Annotated in this window: 19 protein-coding genes and 1 pseudogene; 19 read left to right on the top strand and 1 reads right to left on the bottom strand. The window is 69.9% G+C overall.

All coding sequences use genetic code 11. From position 1 onward, the window contains the following. The first annotated feature begins 57 nt into the window (after positions 1–57). The 5 genes from ABZ896_RS07465 to ABZ896_RS07445 all read left to right on the top strand — a co-directional run bounded on the left by ABZ896_RS07465 (position 58) and on the right by ABZ896_RS07445 (position 4,949). Positions 58–807 carry a PIG-L deacetylase family protein gene (locus tag ABZ896_RS07465; RefSeq protein ID WP_360923377.1) on the top strand — a complete coding sequence of 250 codons (750 nt, stop codon included), beginning with the start codon at positions 58–60 and terminating at the stop codon, positions 805–807. After that, complete coding sequence (locus tag ABZ896_RS07460; RefSeq protein ID WP_360923374.1) at positions 804–1,499, top strand: 4-carboxy-4-hydroxy-2-oxoadipate aldolase/oxaloacetate decarboxylase; 696 nt, start codon at positions 804–806, stop codon at positions 1,497–1,499. Before ABZ896_RS07465 ends, ABZ896_RS07460 begins: the two co-directional genes overlap by 4 nt. After that, positions 1,496–2,587 (top strand): 4-oxalomesaconate tautomerase, encoded by a 1,092-nt coding sequence (locus ABZ896_RS07455; protein WP_360923370.1) that lies wholly within the window; start codon positions 1,496–1,498, stop codon positions 2,585–2,587. Before ABZ896_RS07460 ends, ABZ896_RS07455 begins: the two co-directional genes overlap by 4 nt. Then, the gene (locus ABZ896_RS07450) at positions 2,584–3,537 is read left to right on the top strand and encodes a catechol 2,3-dioxygenase (protein ID WP_360923367.1); all 954 of its coding nucleotides are present in this window, start codon (positions 2,584–2,586) and stop codon (positions 3,535–3,537) included. The genes ABZ896_RS07455 and ABZ896_RS07450 overlap by 4 nt, the downstream gene beginning before the upstream one ends. An 80-nt stretch (positions 3,538–3,617) precedes the next feature. Beyond that, positions 3,618–4,949 (top strand): aromatic acid/H+ symport family MFS transporter, encoded by a 1,332-nt coding sequence (locus ABZ896_RS07445; RefSeq protein ID WP_360923364.1) that lies wholly within the window; start codon positions 3,618–3,620, stop codon positions 4,947–4,949. Between the two features lie 73 nt (positions 4,950–5,022). On the opposite strand, the gene ABZ896_RS07440 is transcribed toward ABZ896_RS07445, so the two are convergent. Continuing rightward, positions 5,023–5,433 (bottom strand): cupin domain-containing protein, encoded by a 411-nt coding sequence (locus ABZ896_RS07440; RefSeq protein ID WP_360923361.1) that lies wholly within the window; start codon positions 5,431–5,433, stop codon positions 5,023–5,025. A 192-nt stretch (positions 5,434–5,625) separates the two neighbouring features. Here ABZ896_RS07440 and ABZ896_RS07435 point away from each other — a divergent pair, with 192 nt between their 5' ends. The 14 genes and pseudogenes from ABZ896_RS07435 (at position 5,626) to ABZ896_RS07370 (ending at position 18,987) form a co-directional block, all read left to right on the top strand. Next, entirely contained in the window at positions 5,626–6,183 is a 558-nt protein-coding gene (locus ABZ896_RS07435) for a carboxymuconolactone decarboxylase family protein (protein ID WP_360923358.1), read from the top strand. Next, positions 6,180–7,667, top strand: coding sequence for a sugar ABC transporter ATP-binding protein (locus ABZ896_RS07430; RefSeq protein WP_360923356.1), 1,488 nt, complete (start codon positions 6,180–6,182; stop codon positions 7,665–7,667). Before ABZ896_RS07435 ends, ABZ896_RS07430 begins: the two co-directional genes overlap by 4 nt. After that, positions 7,664–8,671 (top strand): ABC transporter permease, encoded by a 1,008-nt coding sequence (locus ABZ896_RS07425; RefSeq protein WP_360923353.1) that lies wholly within the window; start codon positions 7,664–7,666, stop codon positions 8,669–8,671. Before ABZ896_RS07430 ends, ABZ896_RS07425 begins: the two co-directional genes overlap by 4 nt. A gap of 56 nt (positions 8,672–8,727) precedes the next feature. Next, on the top strand, positions 8,728–9,684 hold the full coding sequence (locus tag ABZ896_RS07420) for a sugar ABC transporter substrate-binding protein (RefSeq protein ID WP_360923350.1): 957 nt from the start codon (positions 8,728–8,730) through the stop codon (positions 9,682–9,684). 9 nt (positions 9,685–9,693) lie between these two features. Next, positions 9,694–10,605 (top strand): LysR family transcriptional regulator, encoded by a 912-nt coding sequence (locus tag ABZ896_RS07415; protein ID WP_360923347.1) that lies wholly within the window; start codon positions 9,694–9,696, stop codon positions 10,603–10,605. Between the two features lie 110 nt (positions 10,606–10,715). Next, positions 10,716–11,624: a VOC family protein gene (locus ABZ896_RS07410; RefSeq protein ID WP_360923344.1), complete on the top strand. Its 909-nt coding sequence runs from the start codon at positions 10,716–10,718 to the stop codon at positions 11,622–11,624. A gap of 13 nt (positions 11,625–11,637) precedes the next feature. Then, a complete protein-coding gene (locus ABZ896_RS07405) occupies positions 11,638–13,086 on the top strand; it encodes an NAD-dependent succinate-semialdehyde dehydrogenase (protein WP_360923341.1) in 1,449 nt (482 codons plus the stop codon). Beyond that, positions 13,083–13,853, top strand: coding sequence for a fumarylacetoacetate hydrolase family protein (locus ABZ896_RS07400; protein ID WP_360923338.1), 771 nt, complete (start codon positions 13,083–13,085; stop codon positions 13,851–13,853). Before ABZ896_RS07405 ends, ABZ896_RS07400 begins: the two co-directional genes overlap by 4 nt. Then, entirely contained in the window at positions 13,850–14,221 is a 372-nt protein-coding gene (locus ABZ896_RS07395) for a VOC family protein (RefSeq protein WP_360923335.1), read from the top strand. The genes ABZ896_RS07400 and ABZ896_RS07395 overlap by 4 nt, the downstream gene beginning before the upstream one ends. A 35-nt stretch (positions 14,222–14,256) precedes the next feature. Beyond that, positions 14,257–15,036 carry an alpha/beta hydrolase gene (locus tag ABZ896_RS07390; RefSeq protein ID WP_360923332.1) on the top strand — a complete coding sequence of 260 codons (780 nt, stop codon included), beginning with the start codon at positions 14,257–14,259 and terminating at the stop codon, positions 15,034–15,036. Positions 15,037–15,058: 22 nt separating this feature from the next. After that, positions 15,059–15,523 (top strand): annotated as a pseudogene (locus tag ABZ896_RS07385) (heme-binding protein); the annotation flags it as partial. 180 nt (positions 15,524–15,703) lie between these two features. Further along, positions 15,704–16,669, top strand: a complete 966-nt coding sequence (locus tag ABZ896_RS07380) for a methionine synthase II (cobalamin-independent)-like protein (RefSeq protein WP_360923329.1) — start codon at positions 15,704–15,706, stop codon at positions 16,667–16,669. Positions 16,670–17,001: 332 nt separating this feature from the next. Beyond that, entirely contained in the window at positions 17,002–18,174 is a 1,173-nt protein-coding gene (locus tag ABZ896_RS07375; RefSeq protein ID WP_360923326.1) for a prenyltransferase/squalene oxidase repeat-containing protein, read from the top strand. A gap of 42 nt (positions 18,175–18,216) precedes the next feature. Then, positions 18,217–18,987: a hypothetical protein gene (locus ABZ896_RS07370; protein WP_360923323.1), complete on the top strand. Its 771-nt coding sequence runs from the start codon at positions 18,217–18,219 to the stop codon at positions 18,985–18,987. Positions 18,988–19,026 lie beyond the last annotated feature (39 nt).

Raw genomic sequence — 19,026 nt, 5'->3', positions numbered from 1 at the left:
CGCGCCGCCGAGGGACGCGGGGGCGGGCGCACACCTGTCCACCAAGGAGAATTCAGCATGACCGAGGCCAACGCGCCCGCCCCTCCACGTTCCACGCTCGTCGTGACCGCCCATGCCGGGGACTTCGTGTGGCGCGCGGGTGGTGCCATCGCCCTGGCCGCCTCGCGGGGCGAGAAGGTCACGATCGCCTGTCTGACCTTCGGCGAGCGCGGGGAGTCCGCGAAAGCCTGGCGCGAGGGCAAGAAGCTCGACGAGATCAAGGCGATACGGCGGGACGAGGCCGAGCGCGCCGCCGCCACCCTCGGCGCCGAGGTCCGCTTCTTCGACGCCGGCGACTACCCGCTCGTCCCCACCGCCGAGCTGACCGACCGGCTCGTCGCCGTCTACCGCGCCACCCAGCCCGACGTGGTGCTCACCCACCCGGTCGAGGACCCGTACAACGGCGACCACCCGGCGGCCAACCGCATGGCCCTGGAGGCACGGGTGCTCGCGCAGGCCATCGGCTACCCGGGCGAGGGCGAGATCATCGGCGCTCCGCCGGTCTTCTACTTCGAGCCGCACCAGCCCGAGATGAGCGGCTTCAAGCCCGAGGTCCTGCTCGACATCACCGAGGTCTGGGACACCAAGCGCAAGGCCATGGAGTGCCTGGGCGCCCAGCAGCACCTGTGGGACTACTACACCGACCTCGCCGTGCGCCGGGGCGTCCAGCTCAAGCGGAACGCGGGGCCCAACCTGGGTCTCGCCCACAAGACCATGGCCGAGGCGTTCATGCGTCCCTACCCGCAGATCGCGAAGGAGCTGGCGTGAGCGGCGTGATCGTCACCAACCCGCCCAAGGCCGAGCTGAAGGACGTCGACGCGCTCGCCGCGTACGGTGTCGCGACGGTGAGCGAGGCGATGGGCCGAACCGGCCTGCTGGGCCCCGAGATTCGTCCCGTCCAGCAGGGTGTACGGGTCGCGGGGACCGCCGTCACCGTGCTCAGCTGGCCCGGCGACAACCTCATGATCCACGCGGCCGTCGAGCAGTGCGGCGAGGGCGACATCCTGGTCGTCACCACCACCTCCCCATGCACGGACGGACTGTTCGGCGAGCTGTTCGCAACCGCCCTCCAGACACGCGGTGTTCGGGGCGTCGTGCTGAACACCGGTGTCCGCGACACCCAGGAGCTGCGCGACATGGGCTTCGCTGCCTGGTCCCGCGCGGTCTCCTCGCAGGGCACCGTCAAGGCCACCGGCGGCTCGGTCAACGTACCGATCGCCATCGACGGCCAGGTGATCCGCCCCGGCGACGTGATCCTCGCCGACGACGACGGAGTCGTGGTCGTCCCGCGCGAACGCGTCCGCGAGACCGTCGAGAAGTCGGAAGCCCGCGAGGCCAAGGAGGCCGCGACGCGCGCCGCCTTCCTCGACGGCCAACTCGGGCTGGACCGCTACGGGTTGCGCGAGACGCTCACCCGGCTGGGCGTGACGTACCGGACGTACGAGGAGTACACCCAGTGACCGGGCCCGCGGAGGTGCGCTGCATGCTGATGCGCGGCGGCACCTCCAAGGGCGCCTACTTCCTGGCCGCCGACCTCCCCGCCGAACCGGCCGTGCGCGACGAGCTGTTGCTGCGGATCATGGGCAGCCCCGACGAACGGCAGATCGACGGCCTGGGCGGGGCACACCCGCTCACCAGCAAGGTGGCCGTCGTTTCTCCCTCGGCCGACCCGGACGCCGATGTCGACTACCTGTTCCTCCAAGTCGTCGTCGACAAGCCGGAGGTGAGTGACCGTCAGAACTGCGGGAACATCCTCGCCGGTGTCGGCCCGTTCGCTGTGGAGCGCGGACTGGTCACGGCGGGGGAGCGGGAGACCTCCGTGCGCATCCGCATGGTCAACTCCGGCGATCACGCCACGGCGACCTTCCCGACCCCCGGCGGCCGTGTCGACTACACGGGCGAGGCCGAGATCTCGGGCGTGCCCGGGACGGCGGCACCCGTGGTGATCGAGTTCCCGCCGGGCGCCAACCCCCTGCTGCCCACCGGCAGGGCCCGGGACGAGATCGACGGCGTGCCCGTGACCTGCGTGGACAACGGCATGCCGACCGTTCTGATCGAGGCCGCCGCGCTCAAGGTCACCGGCTACGAGTCCCCGCAGGACCTGGAGGCGGACACCGCGCTCGCCGACCGGCTGCACGCCATCCGCCTGGAAGCGGGGCGTCTGATGGGCCTGGGTGACGTGTCCGACGCGACCGTCCCCAAGCTCACCCTGCTCGCCCCGCCCCGGGAAGGCGGCGCGGTCAGTACCCGGACCTTCATACCCGTGCGCTGCCACACCTCCATCGGGGTGCTCGGCGCCGCGAGCGTGGCCGCCGGGCTGCGGATCGCCGGCGGGGTGGGCACGGAGACCGCCGCGCTCCCGCCCGGCACCGACCGGGTCCGCATCGAACACCCCACGGGGTTCCTGGACATCGAGAGCAGCCTCGACACCACCCACCAGGGCCTGCCCACCTCCCGTCGCACCGCCGTGGTGCGCACCGCCCGCAAGATCTTCGACGGCACCGTCTTCCCCAGGGCCGCCGCACGACCCCTTGGAGGTCACCGATGACTCCGCCGCTCGGCGACATCGCCCACATCGGCCACACCCAGCTCTTCACCCCCGACCTGGACGCCAGCGTCGCCTTCTTCACCGACTATCTGGGGCTCACCGTCAACGGGCAGGACGGCGACACCGTCTACCTGCGGACCTACGACGACTACGAGCACCACAGCCTCGTCCTCACCGCCCGCGACCGGCCCGGCCTCGGCCGGCTCGCCCTGCGCACCTCCAGCGAGGAGGCCCTCCACCGCCGTATCGAAGCGATCGAGGCCGCGGGCGGCTCCGGCAAGTGGGCCGAGGACGAACCCGGCCTCGGCAGGCTGTACTTGACCACCGACCCCGACGGCCACGAACACGCCCTCTACTGGGAGAGCGAGTACTACCAGGCCCCGGAGGAACTCAAGCCCGCCCTGAAGAACCAGCCCCAGGCCAAGCCCAACAGGGGAGTGGGCGTACGGCGGTTGGACCACATCAACTTCCTCGCCGCCGACGTGCTCGCCAACGCCGAGTTCCAGCAGAACGTCCTCGGCGCCCGGCCCACCGAGCAGATCCGGCTGAACTCCGGGCGGATCGCGGCGCGTTGGCTGACGTACACGAACAAGTCGTACGACGTCGTCTACACCGAGGACTGGACCGGCAGCGAAGGCAGGCTGCACCACATCGCGTTCGCGACGGACACCCGCGAGGACATCCTGCGGGCGGCCGATCTCGCCATCGACAGCGGCGTGTTCATCGAGACCGGACCGCACAAGCACGCCATCCAGCAGACCTTCTTCCTGTACGTCTACGAGCCCGGCGGCAACCGCATCGAGCTGTGCAACCCGCTCACCCGGCTGGTGCTCGCACCCGACTGGCCGCTGGTCACCTGGACGGAGGAGGAGCGCAAGAAGGGGCAGGCCTGGGGGCTGAAGACCATCGAGTCGTTCCACACGCACGGGACACCGCCCGTAGACCGTTGATGAGATTGTTGACAAAAATGTTGACTCTTTGGAGGTGGCTCCTTAGCGTCTAGCGCACCAAGTACGAGAGGTAACCAACGATGTCCTCCTCCCCCTCCCCGACCGCCGCCCGCGTCAGCAGACTGGCTCTCCTGGTCGTCGGCCTGTGCTGGCTGGCCGTGCTCTTCGACGGCCTCGACATGTTCATCTACGGCTCGGTGCTGCCCCACCTGCTGGAGACGAAGACCTTCGGCCTCACCCCCGACCAGGCCGGCGACCTCGGCAGCTACGCCACCTTCGGCATGCTGGTCGGCGCGCTGACCGCGGGCACGGTCGCCGACCGCGTCGGCCGCAAGAAGCTGATGGTCGCCTGCGTGATCCTCTTCTCGCTGGCCTCCGGGATCTGCGCGCTCTCCGGCAGCGTCGAGGTCTTCGGCCTCGGCCGCACGCTCGCCGGTGTCGGCCTCGGCGGGCTGCTGCCCACCGCGATCAGCATGGTCTCCGACTACGCCCCGCGCGGCCGCGGCGCGATCGTCATCGGCCTGCTGATGACGGCCCACCACGCGGGCGGCATCCTCTCCGCCTACGTCGCCAAGTGGCTGGTGGAGCCGGTCGGTTGGCGCTCGGCCTTCTGGGTCTGCGTGCTGCCGCTGCTGTTCGCTCCGGTGCTCGCCAAGTTCCTGCCGGAGTCGCTGAGCTTCCTGGTCGCCAAGGGCCGCGGCGAGGAGGCCAGTGCGCTCGCCGAGCGCTACGACGTCGAACTGCCCGCCGCCAAGGGCGGGAAGAAGACGGCCGCCGACCGCTGGGACGCGCTGGCCGCCCTGTTCCGTGGCGGCGAGTGGATCCAGACCCTGCTCTACTGGGTCGCCTCCTTCGGCGGTCTCCTCCTGGTCTACGGCGTCGCCACCTGGCTGCCCACGCTGATGCGCGCCGAGGGCTACGAACTGACCAACGCGCTCACCTTCGTCGTCGTCTTCAACCTCGGCGGCATCGTGGGCATGCTGGTCGCGGGCCGGGCCGCCGACCGCTTCGGCGCCCCGCGCATCTCGGCGCTGTGGTTCGCGCTCACCGCGGCCGGGGTCTTCCTGCTCAGCGTCCACATGCCGATGGGCGTGACCACCCTGGTCGTCTTCCTCACCGGTGTGTTCCTCAACAGCGCCCAGACGATGATCTACGCGACGGTCTCGATCCGCTCCACCCCGGACAACCGCGCCACCAGCGTCGGCTGGACCTCGGGCATGGGCCGCTTCGGCGCCGTCTTCGGGCCGTGGCTCGGCGGGCAGCTGCTCGCCTCCGGGAACGGCGAGTGGGGCTTCACCGCTTTCGCTCTCGCCGGCCTGTCGTCCATGGTGTTCATCGGGATCGCCGCGCTGCGCAGCTCGAAGGAGGGGACGGACAGCGGCAGTTCGCCGAAGCTGGTCGGCGCGCACTGACCGGACCGCACGCCACGGACGCCGGCCACCGCGAGCACGCGGGGCCGGCGTCCGGCGTTCGTGGGCCCGGGTGTCAGTCCTTGCCCATCTGGTCCTGCGCCGACAGGTGCTCCACCGTCCTGCCCGTCTCCGTGAAGGTCCGGGTGACATGGCCCGAGGAGTACACCCACAGGATCCGCAGCGGGGTGTCGCCGACGTTGCGGAAGAGGTGGGGGACCGGGGAGGGGATGTAGGTGGTGTCGTACTGCACGAGCTTGGTCACCTCGCCGTCGACCCACACCTCCGCCTCGCCCTCCAGGACCGTGACGTGCTCGTCGCAGTTGTGCGAGTGCAGCGGGGCCCCGGAGCCGACCGGGTAGACGCTCATCCCGCTGGTGATCCGGTTCTCCCCGCCGGCCGACGGCGTGGTGATGAGCGGGGTCGTGACGACGGCTCCGCCGCGGTCGAGGAGCGGGACCTCGGCGGCCTTGATGATGGTGGTCATGCTGCTCGACGGTAGGTCGGCGGACGAGGATCGGGGGGCCTCCGGCGTGCAGTTTTACCTTGCAATCCGGGAGGGGTGAGGTTTCCGGACCCGGCTGTACGTTCACTGGCACCGCACACCGTGCGGGACGTGCGCCGGAGAGAGAAGGCAGGTATCGGCCCCATGAGGCTCCCCGTTCTCAGCGATGAGGAAATGACCCCGCGACAGCAGGAGTTGGCCGCCCGAATCGCCGGTCGCCGTGGTGCCGTCCGTGGGCCGTTCCGGGTGTGGCTGCACAGCCCCGAGATGTGCGAACGCGCCGAGTCGCTGGGCGCGTTCGCCCGCTTCGACTGCTCCCTGCCGAAGCACCTGCGCGAGCTGGCGCTGCTGATGGCCGCCCGCACCTGGGACGCCCAGTACTCGTGGAACGCCCACGTCCACCAGGCGGTCGAGGCGGGCATCCCGGAGGCCGCGGTCAAGGCGATCGCAGAGAGGCGCGAGGCCGTCTTCGAGAACCCGGCGGACCAGGCCTTCTACCGCTTCTGCCGGGAGATCCTCGACGAGCACTTCGTCACCGACGACACCTTCGCCGCCGCCCTGGAACACTTCGGCGCCAAGGGCCTGGTCGACACCATCGGCGCGCTCGGCAACTTCACCATGCTCGGCATGTGCCTCAACACCTTCCAGGTGGACCTCCAGGCCGACAAGGAGCCCCCGTTCCCGGACATCCGCGGCTACGGCCGGGTGACACCCGAGGGCGACCGGCCATGACCCCGGTGCTGCGTGTCCGGGGCGTCACCAAGAGCTTCGGCGGAGCCGCCGCCCTCAAGGGCGTCGACCTCGACCTGTACCCGGGCGAGATCCACGCGCTGATGGGCATGAACGGCGCGGGCAAGTCGACGCTGGTGCAGGTGCTTTCGGGGGTGCACCAGGCCGACGGCGGCACCGTCGAGGTGAACGGCAGAGCCCACTCGGGGCTGACCGTCCGCAAGGCCCGCAGGCTCGGCATCGCCTGCGTCCCGCAACGCCGGGAACTGGCAACCGGGTTGACCGTCGCCGAGAACGTCCTGCTGGGCGACCTGCCCACCCGCGCCGGTACCGTCCACTGGAAGGCCGTACGCGAACAGGCCCGCGCGGCCCTCGACGGGCTCGGCATCGACATCGACGTGGCGCGGATCGCCGGCACCCTCACCGTCGCCGAGCAGACCATGGTCGAGGTGGCCCGTGAGGTGCGCCGCGGCGGCCGGATCCTGATCCTCGACGAACCCACCGCCTGCCTCAGCGCCCGGCACGCCGACCGCATCCGCTCGCTGGTGCGCACCCTGCGCGACGACGGGGTCGCCGTCGTCTACATCTCGCACTACATCGACGAGGTCATGGCCGTCGCCGACCGCCTCACCGTCCTGCGCGACGGAGCGGTCGTCACCAGCGCCCCGGCCACCGAGCTGGACCCGGCCGCGCTGGTGCGCGCCATGGTCGGCCGGGACGTCGTCTCGCGGCGCCCCGAGCGGCCCACGCCCAAGGACGAACACGGCCTTGTCATACGGGGGTTGACCCAGGGCCGGGCCGTCCGGGACTTCACCGTCGAGGTCCGCAGGGGTGAGATCGTCGCCGTCCTCGGCCCCGCCGGGGACGCCCAGTCCCGCCTGTTCGACCTGCTGTCCGGCCGACAGCGGCCAGAGAGCGGGGAGTTGTACGTCGACGGCGGTGCCGTCCCCTTCGGCAGTGTCCGCGCCTCGCTCGCCGGCGGACTGCGCTGCGTCACCGGCGACCGCCGCACCCTGGGCCTCATACCGGGGCTGTCCCTCGACGAGAACCTGATGCTGGCCGGCGACCGCTTCGCCCGCCGCCGACTGCACCGCCGGGGTGAACTCGCCCGCCGCGCCGCCCCGTTGCGGGAGAGCTACGGCGTGGTCGCCCTCACCGGCAACCCGCCCGTGGGCGCGCTGTCCGGCGGCAACCAGCAGAAGGTCCTGCTCGGCAAATGGCTGGAGACCGACCCGGTCGCCTGCTTCCTGGAGGACCCCACCAACGGGGTCGACGTCGCCGCCATGGCCGACATCCACACCCTCCTCGACGACCTCGCCTCCCGGGGCGTGGCCGTCCTGCTCGCCTCCTCCTCCGCCGAGGAGGTCATGCGCCTGGCGGACCGGGTCGTCGTCGTGAGCGCCGGCCGCACCGTCGCCGAGCACGACATCACCGCCATCACCCGCGACGCACTCGTCGCCACCGCCCTCGGAGGTCAGCCGCAGTGAGCCTCAAGACCCCTTCGGCCGCACCCGAGTTGGCCGACGAGCCGACCGCGTCCCGCAGCCCCGCCCGGGCCCTGCTGCACCTCCCGCACGGCGGACTCGTCGTCGTCCTCGTCCTGGTCGCCGTATTCACCGCCGTCCAGGCGGACTCCTTCACCACCTCGCAGAATCTCCTCAACGTCCTGAGGCAGATCAGCGTGACCGCCGTCATCGCGGCCGGGCTCACCCTGCTGATGACCGCGGGCGGCATGGACTTCTCCATGGGCAGCAACGCGGCGGTGACCGTGTCGGTGGGCGCGACCCTGCTGCACGACGGCAGGCCGACATCCGTCACTGTCGTGCTCACCCTGCTGCTGGCCACCCTGATCGGCCTGGTCAACGGCCTCGTCGTGACCTTCACCCGGGTCGCGCCCTTCGTCGCCACCCTCGCCTCCGCGATGCTCCTCGACGGCGTCGCCCTGCTCGTCCTGGACGGCGAGTCCGTCACCATCGGGCAGCGGATGTGGGCCCTCGGCAACGACAAGGTGCTCGGCATCCCCTACCTGTGCGTCGTCGCGGTACTCGTCCTCGCGGCCATCGGTCTCGCCCTGCGCTTCACCACCTTCGGCCGGGACGCCTTCGCGATGGGCGGCAACGAACACGTGGCCCGGCTCAGCGGCATCAACGTCTCCGGCCGCAAACTCGCCCTGTACGCCCTCGCCGGGGCCCTGGCCGGACTCGCGGGCCTGATGCTGCTCTCCCGCCTCGGGGCCGCCGCCCCCAACACCGGCGGCCTGCAACTGCAGTTGACCGCCGTCGCCGCGGTCGTCATCGGCGGCACCTCGCTCGCCGGCGGCCACGGGACCGTCGTAGGGACCGTGCTCGGCGTGGTGCTGCTCGGGGTCGTCGCCAACGCCCTCAACCTGCTCCAGGTCAACAGCTACTACCAGTTCGTCGTCACCGGCGGGGTGCTGCTCGTCGCCGCCGTGATCAACGAGGTGCAGCGCAGGCCTGTCCCGGGACATTAGCGCCGTACCGAAACCGCCCCCCACCTTCTCTTCAACGACGCAGGAAAGGTCATCCCATGCTGCCCAACTCCCGCCGCGCCACCGCGATATCACTCGCCGGCGTCGCCGCTCTCGTGCTCTCCGGCTGCGGCTCCGAGTCCGACGCCGGGGGCGACGTCGAGGGCTCGGTCACCCTCGGGTTCGTCAACGGCGCCAATACCACCTTCCACCAGTGCCTCCTCAAGGCCGTGGAGCAGACGGCGAAGACGGAGAAGGCCACCGTCTACACGGCCAACTCCAAGCAGGACGCGGCGACCGAGCTGTCCAACATCGAGGACATGATCGCCCGGAACGTGGACGCGCTGATCGTCCAGACCGTCAACGTGGACGCCCTGGAAGGGGACATCGCCAAGGCGAAGAGCGCGGGCATCCCGATCTACCTGACCTCCGTCGCCCCCTCCGACATGTCCGACGTCCTCGGCGCGGCCGTCGTCGACCTCAAGAAAGCCGGCGCCCTGGACGCGCAGTGGATCGAGAAGGACGCCGCGGGCAGGGACGTCAAGGTCGGCATCGTCGCCGGTGCCCCCGGCGCCGCCTCCGACCTGCTGGTGGGCGGCTTCAAGAGCGCCCTGCCCGCCACCGCGAAGGTCGTCGCGAACCAGCCCGGCATGTTCAACCCGGCCAAGGCCCAGGACGTCGCCGAGAACATGATCCAGGCCCAGCCCGACCTCGACTACGCCTTCGTCGCCAACGAGGAGATGGCCTTCGCCGTCCGCAAGGCCTTCGACGCGGCCGGGGCGAAGGACGTCAGGATCGTCACGATGAACGGCACCGAGGAAGGGCTGGCCGCGGTGAAGGACGGACAGTTCTCGGCGACCGTCGCCAACTCCGCGATGACCATCGGGCAGACCGCCGTGAAGAACACCCTCGGCCTGCTCGACAAGGACACAACCGTTGACAAGATTGCCAACATTCCTCTTGTCTTGGCCACCGAGGACACCGTCGACGAAGCGCCCCAGTACTGCCCCGAGTAAGGAGCCCCCATGGACCGCCTGCTCCTCATGCACAGCTTCGTCACCGTCGCCCAGGTGGGCAGCTTCAGCGGGGCCGCCAAGAAGCTGGGCTCCTCGGGCTCCCTGGTCTCCCGGCACGTCGCCGAGCTGGAACGGCAGGTGGGCGTCCGCCTGGTCAACCGCACGGCCCGCTCGGTGAGCCTCACCGAGCCGGGCCGGCGGTACGCCGACTTCGCCACGCGCATCCTGGACGAGATCGAGGCCGAGGACGCCGGAATCGCCCAGTCGCACGACCGCGCCGAAGGCACACTCAGCATCATCTGCCCGAAATGGATAGGCAGCCTGGATCTCGGGGACGCCATCGCCGCGTTTTCCGCCGCGCATCCCAAAATCCAGATCCGTTTCGAACTCGGCGGAATGTCCGACCGGACCTACGACTTCCTGGACGGCGGATTCGACATCGCCTTTCACACCAGGGACCTGAGGGATTCGAGCGTCCGCCTGAAGAAGGTCTCCTCGCTGCCGTTCGTGCTGTGCGCCTCGAAGGCGTACATCGACCGGCACGGCACCCTCGCCCACCCGAACGACCTGGCCCAGCACGACTGTCTGGTGCACGTGAACGACCCGGTCTGGCGGATCGGACACGGACACGCGAGCACCCTGCACAAGATCCGCAACATCGCGTTCTCGTCCAACTCCTACATCGCGCTCCAGAAGGCCGCGGTGCACGGCCGGGGCCTCGCCCTGCTCCCGCAGCGTCCGGCCTACGACGACCTCGTCTCCGGCGCGCTCCAGGTGCTGCTGCCCGACCTGGCCGTACCCGACCGGCCGCTGTACGCGATCTACGGCCCCGGACGGGACACCCCGCGCAAGGTGAGCGTCTTCCTGGACTTCCTCAGCGAGTGGTTCGCACGGAATCCCATCCCTGCGATCGGTTCCTGATACCTGCCGGGGCTCGCAAGAAACGATTGCACACCTCGTGGAGCTCGGGTCATTGAGACGCTCGCCCGCCGAAACCTACGCTCACGAAGCGACCCGGAAACGAGGAGTCCATGGGAATCCAGAGAATCGAATCGGTCACGTATGGTGTGGACGACATCGACGAATGCGTGCGGTTCTTCGACGATTTCGGGCTGTTCCTGGTGGAGCGGACCGACGAGCACGCGGTGTTCGAGACGCGCACCGGACAGACACTGCGTCTGGACACCGAGCCCTTGTCGCCGCCTCCTGTGGAACCCGGCCCCACCCTGCGCGAGGTCGTCTGGGGCGTCGACACCCGGGAGGAGCTGGAGCGGTTGCTGGCCGCGGCCGGCAAGGACCGCGAGGTGCGGGAGAGCGCCGACGGCGTCCACCACACCGTGGACGAGACCGGCTTCGGCGTCGGACTGACCCTCGCCCGGCCCAAAGCCTTGGAGCCGGCCCAACGCCCTACCAACACGCTGGGCAGCGTGAACCGTTGGAACACCGCCCTGGAGCCGCTGGGCCGCGCCCACCCCCTGCGCATGTGCCATGTCGCCCTCAACATCCCCAAGGAGGGCAAGGACGAGGCGGTCGCCTTCTACACCGAACGCCTCGGCTTCCGGCCCACCGACGTCGTCGAGCCGATGGGCGTCTTCATGCAGGCCCCCGGCGATCACGACCAGCACACCATGCTGCTCTGTCACCGCCCCGACCGCGCCGGCGTCAACCACATCGCCTACGAGGTCCCCGGCTTCGACGACGTGATCGAGGGCGGCAACTTCATGATCGAGCGCGGCTGGCGGGAGGCCCGCAGGCTCGGCCGGCACACCGTCGGCTCCAACGTCTTCCGCTTCCTGCACGCCCCCTGCGGCGGCCGCGTCGAGTACGCCGCCGACATGGACCGAGTCGACGACTCCTACGGGACCCGCGTCCACGAGACCACCCCGCCCCACCACATCTGGGCCCTGCGCACCAACCGCGATCAGGAGACCCCCGCCTGAGAGGCACACCTTCATGACCACCGACCACGGCCACCCCGCCGTCCGCATGTACATCGCGGGCGAGTGGTGCCACGGCGGATCCGGCACCACCGCCCCGATCGTGAACCCGGCCACCGAGGAAGCGATCGGAGAGGTGCCGCTGGCCACACCGGCCGACCTGGACCGGGCCCTCGGCGCCGCCGAGGAGGGCTTCCGGGTCTGGCGCGCGACGCCCGTCGCCGAGCGCACCGCGATCCTGCACACCGCCGCCGACCTGATCGCCGAACGGGCGGTCGCGATCGGCCGCGTCAGCACCCTGGAGCAGGGCAAGCCCCTCGCCGAGTCCACCGGCGAGGCCCGCCGCACCGCCGAGACCCTGCGCTGGCACGCCGACGACGCCCGCCGCGCCTACGGCCGGATCATCCCCTCGGAGCCCGGCACCGTCCTGACGGTCCGGCGCCAACCGATCGGCCCCGTCGCCGCGTTCGTCCCCTGGAACTTCCCCGTCGGCGGCCCCAACCGCAAGATCTCCTCCGCGCTGTCGGCCGGCTGCTCGCTCGTCATCAAGGCGTCCGAGGAGACCCCGGCCACGGCGATGGAACTCGTCCGCTGCTACGCCGACGCGGGCCTGCCCGCCGGAGTCCTCAACCTCGTCTTCGGTGAACCCGCCGAAGTTTCCGCCCACTTGATAGCCTCCCCGGTCACCCGCCTGGTCGCCTTCACCGGCTCGGTCCCCGTCGGCAAGCTCCTCGCCGCCGAGGCCGGCAAGGTCATGAAGTCCTCTCTGATGGAACTGGGCGGCCACGCCCCGGTGATCGTCTGCGCCGACGCCGATCCGGTGCAGGCCGCCCGCAAGGCCGCCCAGGCCAAGTTCGCCAACGCGGGCCAGGTCTGCACCTCGCCGAGCCGTTTTCTGGTCCACGAGAGCCTGGTCGAGGACTTCACCGCCGAGTTCGTACGGGCGGCGGAGGCCCTGACCGTCGGCGACGGCCTCGCCGAGGACACGAAGATGGGCCCGCTCGCCAACGAGCGCCGCCTGAAGGCGATGGAGCGGCTCACCGCCGACGCCGTGGCGCGCGGCGCCAAGGTCCTCACCGGCGGCGAACGGCCGGACCGCCCCGGGTACTTCTTCGCGCCGACCGTCCTCACCGACGTACCCGAGGACGCGGACCTCCTCCACGAGGAGCCGTTCGGCCCCCTCGCCCCGATCCTCTCCTACGGCGACCTCGACGAGGCCCTCGCGACGGCGAACGCGCTGCCGTACGGCCTGGCCGCGTACGGGTTCACCAGGTCGGCCGCGACGGCGGAGCGGCTCTCCGACGAGCTGGAGGCCGGCATCCTCTCCCTCAACCACTGCGGCGGCTCGGTCCACGAAGCGCCCTCCGGCGGGGTGAAGGACAGCGGGTACGGCAGGGAGGGCGGCCCGGAGGCGCTGGACGCCTACCTGGTCACCAAGCGCGTCTCCCACCTGCTGGTGCCATGAGGTACGCGCGTGTCTCGGTCGACGGACGGCCGATGTGGGGCCGGGTGGGGGAGCGGGACGTCTCGTTGCTGTCCGGCTCTCCCCTCGAAGGCGAACCGGAGGTCATCGGCGCGGTATCGCGGTCAACGGCCGTATGGCTGCCGCCCGTTGTGCCGCCCGTCTTCTACGCGGTCGGCTACAACTACCCCCGGCACATCGCCCACGCCGGTGCCGAGACCCCTGCGCGCCCGGAGGTCGGCTACCGGGCCAACAACGCGCTGACCGGGCACGGTTCGCCCATCGTCAAGCCCGTCGAGGTCGAGGGGCGTTTCGAGGCCGAGCCCGAACTCGTCGCCGTCATCGGCCGGACCGTCCGGCACGCCACCCCCGAGGAGGCGCGCGAGGCCGTCTTCGGCTGGACCATCGGCAACGACGTCAGTGCCCGCACCTGGCAGCACAGCGACCGCACGTTCTGGCGCAGCAAGAACAGCGACACCTTCAAGCCGATGGGCCCCTGGATCGAGACCGACGTCGACGCGCTCGCGCAGACGACCGTGCTCCGGGTCAACGGCGCGGAGCACGCGCGGTTCCCGACCGGCGACATGGTCCACGACCCCTTCGACTTCATCGTCGAGATGACCCGCCACCTCACCCTGCACCCCGGCGACGTGCTGTGGATGGGTGCCGAGTCGACCTGTCAGCTGGAGCCCGGGGACACCGTGGAGATCGAGATCAGCGGCATCGGCGTGCTGTCCAACCCCGTACACCTCGAAGGGAATCGAGCATGAGCAAGGAACCCCGCTACATCCACCACGTCAACTTCCCGACGACCGACCCCGACCGCACGGCCGAGTGGTACACGAAGGTCTTCGGGATGAAGCGGATCCAGCCCAAGTCCAACACCAAGGTGGTGCTGATGACTCGGGGCACCTTCGACCTGCACTTCACGCCGGTCGAGGAGATGGAGCGCATGGCGCCCTACCACTTCGCCGTCGAGGTCGACGACTGGGACGAGTTCCTGGAACACCTGGGGGAGTTGGGCATCCGGCACACCCGGCCGATCCAACGTCCTGAGAACCAGTCGAAGTTCTGCTACATCCACGACCCCGACCACACCATGATCGAGCTGGTCTGGCACGGCAAGCGCCCCAACTGACCTGATCTGTACGGGAGTTACAGGAGTTCATTACGATGCCCATCGCCGACTCCGACGGCACCGCCATCTATTACGAGCGCCACGGCAGCGGCCCGGCGATCCTCTTCGTGCACGGCAGCGGGGGCCATCACGCCGCCTGGTGGCAGCAAGTGGCCGCGCTGCGCGACGAGTTCACGGTCGTCACGATCGACCTGCGCGGCTTCGGCAAGTCCGACTCCTCGGAGTTCGACGGCCAGGACTTCCCCGGTGACGTGCTCGCCGTGCTCGACGCGGAGGATCTCACCGACGTCATGCTCGTCGGCCAGTCCATCGGTTCCGTCGCCGCCCTGCGCGCCGGTCTCACCCGCCCCGACCGGGTGGGCTCCGTCGTCCTCGGCCACTCCCTCGGGGGCATCAGCCACCCCGAGCTGCGGGAACTGGCCGCCGCCGACCGCGCCGAGGCCGTCAAGCTGCCCGTGATCGACCGGCTGCTCACGAAGCCGTTCCAGCGGGAGCGGCCCGATCTGACCTTCCTCTTCCAGCAGATGGGCACGTTCAACGTCGCCAGGATGCAGGACCTGCGCAACCTCGACACCGACGGGCCCTCCCTGGAGGAGATCCAGGCGTCCGGGGTCCAGGTCGTCTTCCTCGCGGGTGAGAAGGACGCGGTGCTGAGCGTGAAGACCGTGACCCGCGCCCACGAACTGCTGCCCGGCTCCCACCTGGAGATCGTCGAGGGCGCCCCGCACTCCATGTACTGGGAGACGCCCGAGCCGTACAACGCGGCGATCGCCCGTCTGCGCCGCACGCTGACCACATCGAAGGAAGCCGCATGAGCCTCGGACCGAAGGACGCCGCATGAGCCCCAGCCCTCTGACCCTGGACGCCGCCGAGGAGATCGTCGACGCCGCCCACAAGCGGGCGCAGGCCCTCGGCAAGGCGGTGAGCGTGGCCGTCGTGGACGCCGGCGGCTTCCCCGTCGCCATCCGCCGCGCCGACGGGGCCCGCCCGCTCACCCCGGACATCGCCCGCGCCAAGGCCTACACCGCGGCGATCATGCAGCGTCCCGGCACGATGCTGAAGAAGTGGCAGGAGAGCCAGCCCGTCTTCTTCGCCCAGCTCTCGGGGCTCCCGGGCGCCGCCCTGCCGATCATGGCCACCGAGGGCAGCGTCACGGTCAAGAAGGACGGCGAGATCATCGGTGGCCTCGGCATCGCGGGCGGCACGGCGGACGAGGACCAGCGGATCGCGGAAGAGGTCCTCGCGGGTCTCGGCTACGAACTGGAGTTCGCGGCTTGGGGGGTCGCGGGGGAGCCGGCCGGTGTCTCCGGCGAACCCGCCGGTGCGGCAGGCAAGCCCGCCGGCACCTCCGGCCGGCGAGCCGGTACCTCCGGGAACCCCTCTGTCCCCGGCACCCCCTCCGGCGTCCCCGGCACCCCCTCCGGCGTCCCCGGCACCCCCTCCGGTGTCTCCGGGAACCCCTCCGGAAAGGACGCGTGAGTCATGGCCGACACCTTCAACTACCGCATCGACCACCACGGCAGCCTGGTCCGCCCGAACGACCTCGCCACCGTCGGCGTGGAGCAGGCGGTCCAGGACGCGGTCGCATACCAGCGCAAGCTGCGCTCGACGGTCGTCACCGACGGCGACTACCCCCGGGAGGACTTCCGCAGCGCGGTACTTGACGGAGTGTCAGGCTTCCGTCGTACGGACGAGACGGAGCCCGACGGACTGGCCCGCTGGGTCGCCGAGTCCCTGCCCAAGGCGGACGGCCCGCTGGTCACGGACTGGGCGGAGAAGCTGGCCGCACTGACGGTCATCGCACCCAAGGTGGCGCTCCCGTCCCCGGCCTACCTCGCCGCCACGACGTATCGACCGGGCCTAGGCCCTTCCTCGGCCAGGGAGTTGGGCGAGGCACTGGCGGAGATCATCAGGACGGAAACAGAACGGCTGGTGACAAAGGGCGTACGCCTGATCCAGCTCAACAACCCACTGCTGCTGGACGGTTCACTGGACGACGACCTCCTGGCCGTCGACGCCGAAGCGGTACGCCTGGACGACCGCCCCGAGGGCGTCAGGATCGCCGTCTGCCCCGGCTGGCGGGCCCCGGACGAAGTCGACCCCTCCCAACTGGAAGCCCTGTACGAGAAAATCCCGGCCGACCGCTGGATCCTCCCCTTCGACCAGGGCACGGAGGCCGAGTCGACCCTTCTCAGAGCACTACCGGACGACCGCGACTTCTGCCTGGGCGTGGTGGACGCGACGAACCCCGCCCTGGAGTCCATCGACACGGTGATGCAACGCCTCGACACAGCAGCCGAGTTCAAGGACCTGGAGGACGGCGCGGTATCCCCGTCGAGGGGCTTCGCAGACGTGGCGACACGGCCGCTACTGACGGCGGAACAGCAGCGCACGAAGCTGGTCCTGGTCGAGACGATCGCCCGGTACGTCTGGGGCAACGAGTTCTGACCCACCCGTCCGCCAGGAACACCAGGCAACGCATCCCTCTCAGTTTCTTCAGCACACCGAATCCCCCATCGAACTGGAGTTTAGTTCTCGCCCTGGGCGGACATCCGCCGCCCGGGAAGAGTGAAGGACCACTACCTTCTGCGTGCATGGCGTAGTACCTTCAAATGAACTGGGGGAAAAGCAGGTGGACGGGGGCCCGCCTCATGGTGTCGGCAATCGGCGTCGGAATCGATCTAGCCCGCACGGAACAGGCATTGGGAAATGCCCTGTCTTTTATGCGGAACCGATTTCGGCCAGGGGCAACCCCCGGCGTCGGCGGGTGGTACCACCAATTGGACGCGCCTGCCCCCGGCCCCACGGCCACAGCCGTCGGCCTCGACATGTTCCAACGCGTCGGCGCGCCCTTCGACCACTTCGACGAGTGCCTGGGTTTTCTGCGCGAGCGTCAGGCCCGGTCGGCGGACTCCCGCGTGAACGGCGGATGGTCGACCAACACCAGCCTCGGGCATCCCGTCATGGAAGCCACCGGCTGGGTCTCCTACGTCATCGGAGCGGCCCGCACCGGACTGGTCACCGGCGGCCCGGACGCCCGAGCGGCGTACGGGTGGCTGGTGAACAACCAGAACGCCGACGGCGGTTGGGGCTCACTGGTCGGCTGCCCGTCCCGGGTGTGGCTGACCTGCCTGGGGCTGCGCGCGCTCCACCAACTCAACCCTTATGCGGACGCGATCAACACGGGCCTCGAATGGCTGATGGCCGCGCGCGGAGAGTCGGGCGGTTGGGGCGAGACACCGGGGCGGCCACCCACCGTGACGCACACCTCCTTCGCCCTGGTGACGATCCTCGAACTCCGTCCGCAGTGGAACGACACCCGCACGGTGCCCGCCTTCGAATGGCTCACCGCCCATCTCGACACCACCAGACTGGACGACCGGGATGCGCGGGTGGAGAGCTACAACACCTCATTCCTCGACCAGAACGGCGCATCGGTGGTCTGGCAGACGGTCATGCCGCACTACGGTCTCGCGTTCGCCGCCTCCGCCCTGCTCCGGCACCCCAAGGGCGCGCCCGCCGAGCTGCTCTCCGGCGCGTTCGAGACCATCGCCTCGGGACAGTTGCCGAGCGGTGCCTGGCCCAATGTGCACGGTGGGTCGGGGGAGTCGATCTGGTCCGTGGCGCCGTTCGTGAACGCCCTGTCCGATCTGCGGCGCGTTTCCCCGGCGCTGTCGTCCGACCAGATCTTCTGGTCGCCGTCCCTGGTCGTGATCCAGCGGGCCGACGCCGGCGACCAACCGCTGACCGCGATCATCAGGGCGCAGCGCCGGGCCCGGTTCGCCCGTGCCTTCGGCCGTCACTGGTCCGTGGCCCTGCTCTCCCTGTCCGCGCTGCTCGGCATCCTGCTCGTCGGGCTGGAAAGATTCTCCTGGCAGGATTTCACGCTCGGCCTCATCCTCCCCCTGGGGCTGTTCGCCACGGAGCAGTACAGAAATCGACGCACCACATGAGGGGGATTTTCGTTGGATGATTTAGGGTGCACGTTCTGCCAGGTGCTCGCCACCGGAATGCCCACGACGGAATACGTGGAGTTGGCGCGGTGCGCCACCGAGTCCGGGCCCGTCCGGCAGCACCGGCTCGTCGACCACCACCTCCTGCTGGCCGAGGTGGCTCCCTTGAGCGCCGGGCACGTACTGGTCATTCCGGATCTGCACATTCTCGCCGCCGCCCTGTTGCCGCCGGCCGAAACGATCAGGTTCGACCAGATCTGCCGCGAGGTGGGGTTGCGACTGACCGAACGCTTCGGTCGGGACTCGTATCTGACCTTCGAGCACGGAACGGGGCGCACCGGAGCGCTACTGCCTCGCCGGGTGAAATGCGCGCCTACCGAACACGCCCATGTGCACGTCCTGCCGAACACGATCGGGCCGGGAGTCCTGGACCTGCTGGATCAGCACACGAAAGCGGACGGTTACGCCGGGATCCGCTTCGATCCGGCGGACTGGGCGACCCGCAGGGCAGCGCTGGAGGTGCAGGGTTCCTCTTATCACTCCTTCACGGTCGGGACATGTGAGGGGGAGCGCGGAATGCTCTTCCGACCGCCCGGCGGCGCCTTGCCCTCACAGTATTTCCGGCGATTTGTCACGCGGCATGTCCAGGGTTCAGGGGAGGCATTCTCGGTGCGTTCCGACTGGCGGGACGAGGTCGTTTTCGCCGACGGCGCGGTGCTGCACGACATCGCAGCGACGGCGCTGTTCCTGGAGGCGTGCGAGTGGCAGGAGAATCGCACAAGCACTCTGACGCCCACTCACGGGCATGAATGAGAGCAATGGCAGGGCGATCATCGGGTGTTGTTGCTACGC

It is taken from the genome of Streptomyces sp. NPDC047072 (assembly GCF_040643855.1).
In the GTDB taxonomy this organism is placed as follows: domain Bacteria; phylum Actinomycetota; class Actinomycetes; order Streptomycetales; family Streptomycetaceae; genus Streptomyces.
This window is presented reverse-complemented; position numbering and strand designations above follow the sequence as displayed.

What these genes read in the sequence shown, in the direction of transcription:
- ABZ896_RS07400 (WP_360923338.1), top strand. Translation starts at nt 13,083, where the DNA reads ATGAGGTACGCGCGTGTCTCGGTCGACGGACGGCCGATGTGGGGCCGG.
- ABZ896_RS07465 (WP_360923377.1), top strand. Translation starts at nt 58, where the DNA reads ATGACCGAGGCCAACGCGCCCGCCCCTCCACGTTCCACGCTCGTCGTG.
- ABZ896_RS07390 (WP_360923332.1), top strand. Translation starts at nt 14,257, where the DNA reads ATGCCCATCGCCGACTCCGACGGCACCGCCATCTATTACGAGCGCCAC.
- ABZ896_RS07440 (WP_360923361.1), bottom strand. Translation starts at nt 5,433, where the DNA reads ATGACCACCATCATCAAGGCCGCCGAGGTCCCGCTCCTCGACCGCGGC.
- ABZ896_RS07410 (WP_360923344.1), top strand. Translation starts at nt 10,716, where the DNA reads ATGGGAATCCAGAGAATCGAATCGGTCACGTATGGTGTGGACGACATC.
- ABZ896_RS07405 (WP_360923341.1), top strand. Translation starts at nt 11,638, where the DNA reads ATGACCACCGACCACGGCCACCCCGCCGTCCGCATGTACATCGCGGGC.
- ABZ896_RS07430 (WP_360923356.1), top strand. Translation starts at nt 6,180, where the DNA reads ATGACCCCGGTGCTGCGTGTCCGGGGCGTCACCAAGAGCTTCGGCGGA.
- ABZ896_RS07445 (WP_360923364.1), top strand. Translation starts at nt 3,618, where the DNA reads ATGTCCTCCTCCCCCTCCCCGACCGCCGCCCGCGTCAGCAGACTGGCT.
- ABZ896_RS07395 (WP_360923335.1), top strand. Translation starts at nt 13,850, where the DNA reads ATGAGCAAGGAACCCCGCTACATCCACCACGTCAACTTCCCGACGACC.
- ABZ896_RS07420 (WP_360923350.1), top strand. Translation starts at nt 8,728, where the DNA reads ATGCTGCCCAACTCCCGCCGCGCCACCGCGATATCACTCGCCGGCGTC.
- ABZ896_RS07415 (WP_360923347.1), top strand. Translation starts at nt 9,694, where the DNA reads ATGGACCGCCTGCTCCTCATGCACAGCTTCGTCACCGTCGCCCAGGTG.
- ABZ896_RS07450 (WP_360923367.1), top strand. Translation starts at nt 2,584, where the DNA reads ATGACTCCGCCGCTCGGCGACATCGCCCACATCGGCCACACCCAGCTC.
- ABZ896_RS07380 (WP_360923329.1), top strand. Translation starts at nt 15,704, where the DNA reads ATGGCCGACACCTTCAACTACCGCATCGACCACCACGGCAGCCTGGTC.
- ABZ896_RS07435 (WP_360923358.1), top strand. Translation starts at nt 5,626, where the DNA reads ATGACCCCGCGACAGCAGGAGTTGGCCGCCCGAATCGCCGGTCGCCGT.